This window comes from Bradyrhizobium sp. Leo114 (genome assembly GCF_055229415.2).
Genome location: NZ_JBUYEN020000064.1, coordinates 26,089 through 33,438, shown reverse-complemented (window position 1 = coordinate 33,438; position 7,350 = coordinate 26,089). Strand labels below are relative to the sequence as shown.

The following is a 7,350-nucleotide window of genomic DNA, read 5'->3' as shown; positions in this document are numbered from 1 at the left end:
ATGCTTCGACGTATCCATTCCAATGCGGATAATCTGCGTCACGAACGGCTCCCTCGTTTGAGATTTCGACAACCTCATTCTGGCACAACTGATGCCGTAGGGGGCCGTCCACCCCATCAACCACAGGCAGCTGTCATGTCGCAAACAAGCGGTTGCAGCGGAGCACACCACTACGCCGGTGGTATGGGTCCCGGGTCAGCGCTTCGCTTGCCCGGGACGACAGGCTACTTCGCTACCCCGATTTCGCGCAAAAACCTGAGCACACCCGGATGAATCAGCTCGACATTCGGCGCCGCCGCCACCGTGTTCGCCGCGGTCGTCTCGCAGGCCTGTGCCAGCTTCCTGCAGAACTCGCCTTCGATTCCGTGCAGCGTCTTCGCCAGCCGATAGGCAACATCATCAGGCAGGCTTTCGCGCACCAGGATGAAGCTCCACGAGCCGACGGAGGCGATCGCTTCCGTCTGCTTCGGGTAACTGTTCGGTGGGATCGTCAGCGGCTTCAGAAAAGTGTGCTTGGCGCGGATGCGCGCGATCTCTTCCGCGCTCGGCGCGATGAAGCGCGCGCCGGTGGGACTTTCCGCCATCGCGGCAAAGCCCGGCCAGCCGACACCAGCGCCCCAGAGCGCCGCGGCGCGGCCATCCTGCACCATGGCTGGCCCGTCGCCGGCGCGATCGAGATAGATCGACTTGAAGTCCTCGTCCTGCTTCAGCCCAATGCCGTCGAGGATGTAGCGCGACAGGATCGGCAGACCCGAGCCCTTGGCGCCGAAGGCGACCGGCTGACCAACGAGGTCACGGATCGTCCGGTATGGGCTGTCGGCCCGCACCACGAACATGCCGGGGCTCGAATACATCGCAGTCAGGATCTTGAGCTTGGTCGCGGGACGGCCGATGCCCATGAAGGCTTCATAGGCGGGCTCTCCGGCCACGGTCGCGATATCGAGCTGGCCGGCTTCGAGCAGCGGGATGTTCTCGTTCGAGCCCTTGGTATTGCGCGGCTCGATCGAGAGGCTCGGATCTGCCGCATTCATGGCGTCGGCAAAGGCATTGCCATAGAGCGGGAAACCGCCGCCCGGCGTCGCCGTCCCCAGGGTGATCGTGGTCTTGGAAATGGCCTTGCCTCCCTCCTGTGCGGCCGCGCCGCCGGTGAGCAGAATAGCGGCGCAAACCATCAACGCGATTTTCATTTGGCGGCCTCCCAACATCTTCGGCGCGAGATTGATCGATCTTTATGCTGCAGAGGTTGTAGGCAAGCTTGGAATTTTATGAAAGCATGGCCGCAACGGTAACAAGAAAATGACGAGGAAACATAATGCTTCGCTTTTTGCGTGCGACGTCCCTTGGTTTGATTTGCCTCTTGAGCCTTGCCGTCCCCTCCTCCGCCGCCGACTATCCAAACCGCCCGGTGCGCTGGCTGATCGGATTTGCCGCCGGCGGGCCTGTCGACATCGTCGCCCGCATCATGAGCCAGTGGCTGTCCGATCATCTCGGCCAGCAATTCGTGGTCGAGAACCGCACCGGCTCGGGCGGCAACATCGCGGCCGCCGCCGCGATCAATTCGCCCGCGGACGGCTATACGCTGCTGTTCGTCGCGCCCAATAACGCGATCAGCACCTCGCTCTACAAGAAGCTGCCCTATGATTTCCTGCGCGACACCACCCCGGTCGCCAGCATCATGCAGCTCACCAACATGCTGGTGATCTCCAACGCGATGCCGGTGAAAACCGTCCAGGAGTTCATCGATTACTGCAAGGCCAATCCGGGCAAGGTCTCCTATGCTTCGTCGGGCAACGGCACCTCGGTGCACATGTCGGCGGAATTGTTCAAGGCGATGACCAAATGCGAGATGCAGCACGTACCCTATCGCGGCTCGGCGATCGCCTTTCCGGATATCATCTCCAACAAGGTGCAGCTGATCTTCGACAACCTTCCGTCGGCGCTGGAGCAGGCGCGCGGCGGCAATGTCCGCGCGCTCGGCGTCACCTCGCCAAAGCGCTGGCCGAGCGTGCCCGATGTTCCCGCCATCGCTGAAACCGTACCGGGCTTCGAATCGGTCGGGTTTTACGGCATCTCGGCGCCGAAAGGCACGCCGCCGGAGGTCATCGAGATCCTCAACAAGGCGGTCGGCGAAGCGCTGAAGGACCCCAAGCTCGTCGCCCGCCTGGCCGAAGTCGGCGGCATCCCCAAACCGATGGCGCCGGCCGAATTCGGCAAGCTGGTCGCCGACGAAACCGAGAAATGGCGGAAAGTCGTGGAATTCGCCGGGGTTTCCGTGGACTAGAGCCGGCGGGATTGCCCGATCGCCCCTCACCCTGTAAACGGACCCGGCACCGTTGCCGGCCCACGGATTGTGGCGGCTCGCGGCGGGGCCTGTAGCTCAATGGTTAGAGCCGGCCGCTCATAACGGTCTGGTTGCAGGTTCGAGTCCTGCCGGGCCCACCAGTGAAATCAATGATGGTGTACTCGAGGACGTCCGTCGAGCAGTTGATGGCGAATTTGGAACGCCGGCGCCAGCAAACGCGCTTCGGGCGAGCGCATCATACTGGCGACCGCGCGCATCCGCACGGGCACGACGCCCTGGGGCGCCGTGTCGCCGTTCCTAGAACGCCTTTTTCGTCTCCGGCCGGTGCTTGTTCGTCGGCACAAAACCCGACGGCTTTGCTTCGCGCGGTTGGCGCACCCAGACCTCGCGATTCGGATGCAGGCCGCCGCCGCGGGTGGCAGGAACGGCGGTGAGCCGTGCGCGGTGCAGCAGGCGGGTGTCCGCGTCGCCGCAATTCGGGTGGATGCCGTCGTTATCAGCCACCACCTTGTCCCATGCGGCTTTGCGCTGCCTGAGAACGGCAGGATCCGACAGCTCCGTGCAGTTGAGCTCGTTCTTGTTCAAATCCGCGACGATCTCGTCGCCGTCCTGAACGAGGGCGATCGGTCCGCCAAGGGCCGCTTCGGGGCCGACATGGCCGATGACAAGGCCGACCGATCCGCCGGAGAACCGCGCATCGGTCATCAGCGCCACCACGATTCCCCGCTCGCGACACAGCGTGGTGATGCGCGAGGTCGGGTCAAGCATCTCCGGCATGCCCGGAGCGCCGCTCGGCCCCTCGTAGCGCACGATGATCATGTCGTTGTTCTGGAATCGCTCGGGCGTCTTGTCGAGCGCGTCAAGCAGGTCCTGCTCGCCTTCGAACACACGTGCCTTGCCGCGGAACAGATTGTTTTCCAGTCCGCCTTCGACGCCGGCAAGCTTCAGGATCGCCGAGAATTCCGGCGACAAATTGCCACCGAGAACCCGCAGGCCTCCAGTCGGCTTATAAGGCTTGGCGACGGGATAGATCACGCTGCCATCGACGGCCTTGGTGCCGAGGCGCTTGACCTGCTGCGCCAGCGTTTCGCCCGTGCAGGTCATCACGTCGCCGTTGAGAAGCCCGGCCTCCAGCAATTCGCGCACGATCACCTGCACGCCGCCAACCTGGTCGATGTCGACCATCGAATACTTGCCGTACGGGCGGGCATCGGTGAGGACCGGAACGACATACTGCGACAGATGATTGAACTCGGCCGGCGTCATCACCTCATTCCAGAAGTCCGCAAAGCCTGCGGCGCGCGCGATCTCCGGCGCATGCAGGGTGACGTTGGTCGAACCGCCGACCGCCATTGCGACGATGACGGCGTTTCGGATGGAATCGCGAACCACGATGTCGCGTGGCTTCAGGTCCTTCGCGATCATTTGCGCGAGGTACTCGACCAGCTGGTCCGGGAATTCCTTGAGACGGCGGGGATCGTCGGACGGTGGCGCCACCATGTGCAGCGGCTGCATGCCGACGACACCGATGAATGTCTGCATGGTGTTGTAGGTGAACATGCCGCCGCAGCTACCGTATCCGGGGCAGGCATGACAGGCGATGTGATCGCGGTACTCGGCGTCCGGGTTGCCGGCGACCTGATAGGCGCTGACGATGTCGAGTTTCTCGCCGGTGTTCGGGTCGGTACCGGGATGGATCGGCCCATCCGACATGATGATCGCGGGCTGATTGTGCTCGAGGAGAGCGGCCAGCGTGCCGACCGGCGGCTTGTCACAGGCTACGACGGCTATGGTGCCGGCGAGACCGGTCGCGCTCAGATGCTCACAGAGCGCATCGTGAGTGACTTCACGCCCGATCAGCGAATAGCGCATTTCGCGGGTGCCATTGCGGATGCCGTCCGACGTCGCGATCGTGTATTCCGGCTGGACCAGGCGCAGCTTCAACTGGCCCGCGCCCTTGCCAATGCGGCTCTTGAGACTGTCGTGGATGGCATCGACCTTCGCCGTCACGCCCATGTAGCACTGGCTGTCGCCTTTGGTGCCGACCACGCCAACCGACGGCTCGTGGATCAGATCCGGATCGGTGCCAAGCTCTCGCGCAATCCCGATGGTTTGGGTGGAGCGGCCTGGATGCCGGTCGATGATGACGGCTTTCGATTCTGTCACGGCGAGATTCCTTCCAAGCAAACGGCTCTTTTTGATCGACAAATAGCGGGGTGCACCGGTGCGCGGGGATACGACCAAATTCCCTATAGCGGCGGCGGGCCGAATACGAGATTGATCGCGGTCGGCCCGTTCCAGGGCATACCCCCCGAAGATCGCCGACACAAGGATTGTTAAACCGTCCTGCGTTGAGCAACGACCGGCTGGGGCGGGAGGAATCGAGCCTCCGAACGGCGGAATTAAGATCAACTTGAATGACGCGTCACGAACAAAAATAAACCTTGGGTATACCTAACTGCGGCCGCTGCATCGTTAGCCACCTGGATGCGGCAGATTAGACCATCGGGAGACACGGCCACCGAGCAGGCCAAGCTGGCGGGCCAGGATCGTGGTTCGGATCGTGTGATGCTGCTGTGGTGGGCCGCCTGGAATCACGCCGCTGGAAATGGCGCTGCAGATTGGCGCGACTTGGCTCGACGGCATGCCGAGCTGGCTCTTTAACTATCTCGATATCGAGCTGAATCTGCATCACGTTCTGAACGAACCAGGATCTTTCGATCTGGATCTGTGTCGGCGGCGTTGGCGCCGGCGGGTCGTCGCGAGGGCTTGCGCGGCTCAACCGGGCTGCGCTGGTTGTCTTGGCTCGCGATGAACAGCCCATGTACTAGGAACCTTTAAGCACACGGCAGGTTGACCGGCCGAGTAGGACAAGTGACGTGTCAAATTCTAGATACTTACACCGGAGGAGTTATGGCCAAGCGAGCGACATCCCGGCGGACGCGACAACCGAAGAAGCTGAGCGACCTTTTCCACGAGACCCTCAAGGACATCTATTTTACCGAAAACAAGATCATCAAGACCTTGCCGAAAATGGCGAAAGCAGCGCACTCAAGGCAGCTTGCGAACGCCTTCAACAAGCATCTGCGCGAGACCCAGGGACAGGTGAAGCGGCTGGATCAGATCTTCCGGATGCTTGGCAAGCCGGCCCGCGGCAAAACATGCGAGGCCATCAATGGCATCACCGATGAAGGCGCTGAGATCATGCGCGACTTCAAGGGAATGCCAGCACTCGATGCCGGGCTTTTGGCCGCAGCGCAGGCGGTAGAGCACTACGAAATTTCCCGCTACGGGACCCTGCGGACTTGGGCGGAAGAACTTGGCATGGCGGATGCGGCGAAGCTGCTGCAGGCCACCCTTGCCGAGGAAGAGGCGACCGATCAAGCGCTGACAGAACTAGCCACTTCGGTGATCAATCTCGAAGCCGAGGAAGAGGAGGTTTCGGAAGCGGCCTAAAGCGCGATGGGGCATTGGCACGCGATCACGGGCGATTGGAGCTAACTAGCCAGCCCGCCGATTGGACCGTTTTCAGGATTTGCCATGTCAAAGAGCGACACACTTCGGTATGGCGCGCCGGGCGATAGCGCGGTTCACCTCTGCGTTGACATGCAGAGAATGTTTGCGGAGGGCACCGAGTGGAAGATGCCCTGGCTTGAACGCGTCTTGCCAAACATCGTCGCGATCACGTCCGCTCACCCCGAGAGAACCATCTTCACCCGCTTCATTCCCGCCCGGAAGCCCGGGCATGGCGTCGGCATGTGGCGGCAGTACTATGAGCGCTGGGCGTCGATGACCATCGATCAGATCGGCCCCGACATGGTTGGCCTCGTCCCAGACCTTGCGACGTTTGTTCCTCCCGCCAAAGTCTTCGATAAGCACGTCTATTCGCCATGGACCGGCAGCGACCTGCACGAGCAGTTGCGCGGCGCCGACGTAGATACGGTCATCATAACCGGCGGCGAGACTGACGTCTGCGTTCTGAGCACCATGCTCGGCGCAGTCGACTGGGGCTTCCGCGTCATCCTCGTCCAGGACGCGCTTTGCAGTTCGGCTGACGAGACCCACGACGCGATGATGAATATCTACATGAACCGGTTCGGAGAGCAGGTCGAAACGATCACGATGGAGACGCTTCTTGAGAGCTGGCATGGCGCGCAGCCATGCTAGGGCCGAGACACCAACGGAGGGCGGTCGATAGCTAAGGAATGGTTTGATGGCGTCCTCAAAGAGCAGACAGATAAGTTTGTCGGCGCGACAAGCTTTGTCAGCCCCCCGGCCAGGGGCCTGACGCACCAGACCGCGCGAGATAACAGGAAGATGAGATGACGAACCTTTTTAAGCTTCCGACCTGGGCCGGCGATGACCAAATCTTTGCAGTGATCGAGACTCCTCGCGGAAGCACCTGCAAGCTTGACTTCGATCCGAAGCTGCGCGTCTTCACGCTCGCCAAGCCTCTGATGGCCGGTCTCAGCTATCCGTACGATTGGGGCTTTGTCCCATCGACCAAGGCGCAGGACGGTGATCCGCTCGACGTCCTAGTGATTCACGATGCGCAATCCTATCCCGGCGTGGTCTTGCGGTGCAGACCGATAGGGATTCTCGAAGTCGAACAGAAAGGCAAGAGCAAGACGGAGAGAAACGATCGCCTGTTCGCGGTGCCCGACCGCACTCCGCTCGAGACCGATCTGAAGGACATCCGCGATCTTCCCTCTCGAGCGCACCAGGAGCTCCAGCAGTTCTTTCTCGCAACGAATGCGCTTGAGGAAAAGGAGCTTGAGTTCCTGGGCTGGCGCGGCCCCAACCAGGCCGTCAAGACCATCAAGCGGCTGTCCACATAGGGCAAAGCGAGCGTCGAGGCGCGCCGTGTCCTGTCGCGACCGAGGGTCAACGCCGGAATTTAGGCGCACGGGAGTTCAGCGGGAGGAACATCGGCCCATAAAGGGGCGGCGTGCGCGCCGATCGACCGGGCCGAGACTGAGCAGAGATTATGCGAGTCCCCGACTAGGTCGCAACCTATGTTAAGCGGGCTCTGGGCGCGTCGCCCCCCG

The 7,350-nt window shown here is 61.9% G+C and carries 6 protein-coding genes and 1 tRNA gene; 5 read left to right on the top strand and 2 right to left on the bottom strand.

Annotated elements, in window-relative coordinates:
* Nucleotides 1–224: 224 nt before the first annotated feature.
* Nucleotides 225–1,187, bottom strand: a complete 963-nt coding sequence (locus ACZIRK_RS39930; RefSeq protein WP_474419410.1) for a TAXI family TRAP transporter solute-binding subunit — start codon at nucleotides 1,185–1,187, stop codon at nucleotides 225–227.
* Nucleotides 1,188–1,312: 125 nt separating this feature from the next.
* Here ACZIRK_RS39930 and ACZIRK_RS39925 point away from each other — a divergent pair, with 125 nt between their 5' ends.
* Both ACZIRK_RS39925 and ACZIRK_RS39920 read left to right on the top strand, forming a co-directional pair.
* A complete protein-coding gene (locus tag ACZIRK_RS39925; protein ID WP_028167360.1) occupies nucleotides 1,313–2,281 on the top strand; it encodes a Bug family tripartite tricarboxylate transporter substrate binding protein in 969 nt (322 codons plus the stop codon).
* A gap of 85 nt (nucleotides 2,282–2,366) precedes the next feature.
* Nucleotides 2,367–2,442: transfer RNA gene (locus ACZIRK_RS39920), tRNA-Ile, on the top strand.
* 157 nt (nucleotides 2,443–2,599) lie between these two features.
* Here ACZIRK_RS39920 and ACZIRK_RS39915 read toward each other — a convergent pair.
* Nucleotides 2,600–4,468: a dihydroxy-acid dehydratase domain-containing protein gene (locus tag ACZIRK_RS39915; protein ID WP_456642130.1), complete on the bottom strand. Its 1,869-nt coding sequence runs from the start codon at nucleotides 4,466–4,468 to the stop codon at nucleotides 2,600–2,602.
* A gap of 747 nt (nucleotides 4,469–5,215) precedes the next feature.
* Between ACZIRK_RS39915 and ACZIRK_RS39910 the strand changes: the two genes are divergently transcribed.
* The 3 genes from ACZIRK_RS39910 to ACZIRK_RS39900 all read left to right on the top strand — a co-directional run bounded on the left by ACZIRK_RS39910 (nucleotide 5,216) and on the right by ACZIRK_RS39900 (nucleotide 7,140).
* Entirely contained in the window at nucleotides 5,216–5,758 is a 543-nt protein-coding gene (locus ACZIRK_RS39910; RefSeq protein ID WP_028162304.1) for a YciE/YciF ferroxidase family protein, read from the top strand.
* Nucleotides 5,759–5,842: 84 nt separating this feature from the next.
* Nucleotides 5,843–6,469: a cysteine hydrolase family protein gene (locus ACZIRK_RS39905; protein ID WP_474419409.1), complete on the top strand. Its 627-nt coding sequence runs from the start codon at nucleotides 5,843–5,845 to the stop codon at nucleotides 6,467–6,469.
* 155 nt (nucleotides 6,470–6,624) lie between these two features.
* Nucleotides 6,625–7,140, top strand: a complete 516-nt coding sequence (locus ACZIRK_RS39900; RefSeq protein ID WP_028162302.1) for an inorganic diphosphatase — start codon at nucleotides 6,625–6,627, stop codon at nucleotides 7,138–7,140.
* Nucleotides 7,141–7,350 lie beyond the last annotated feature (210 nt).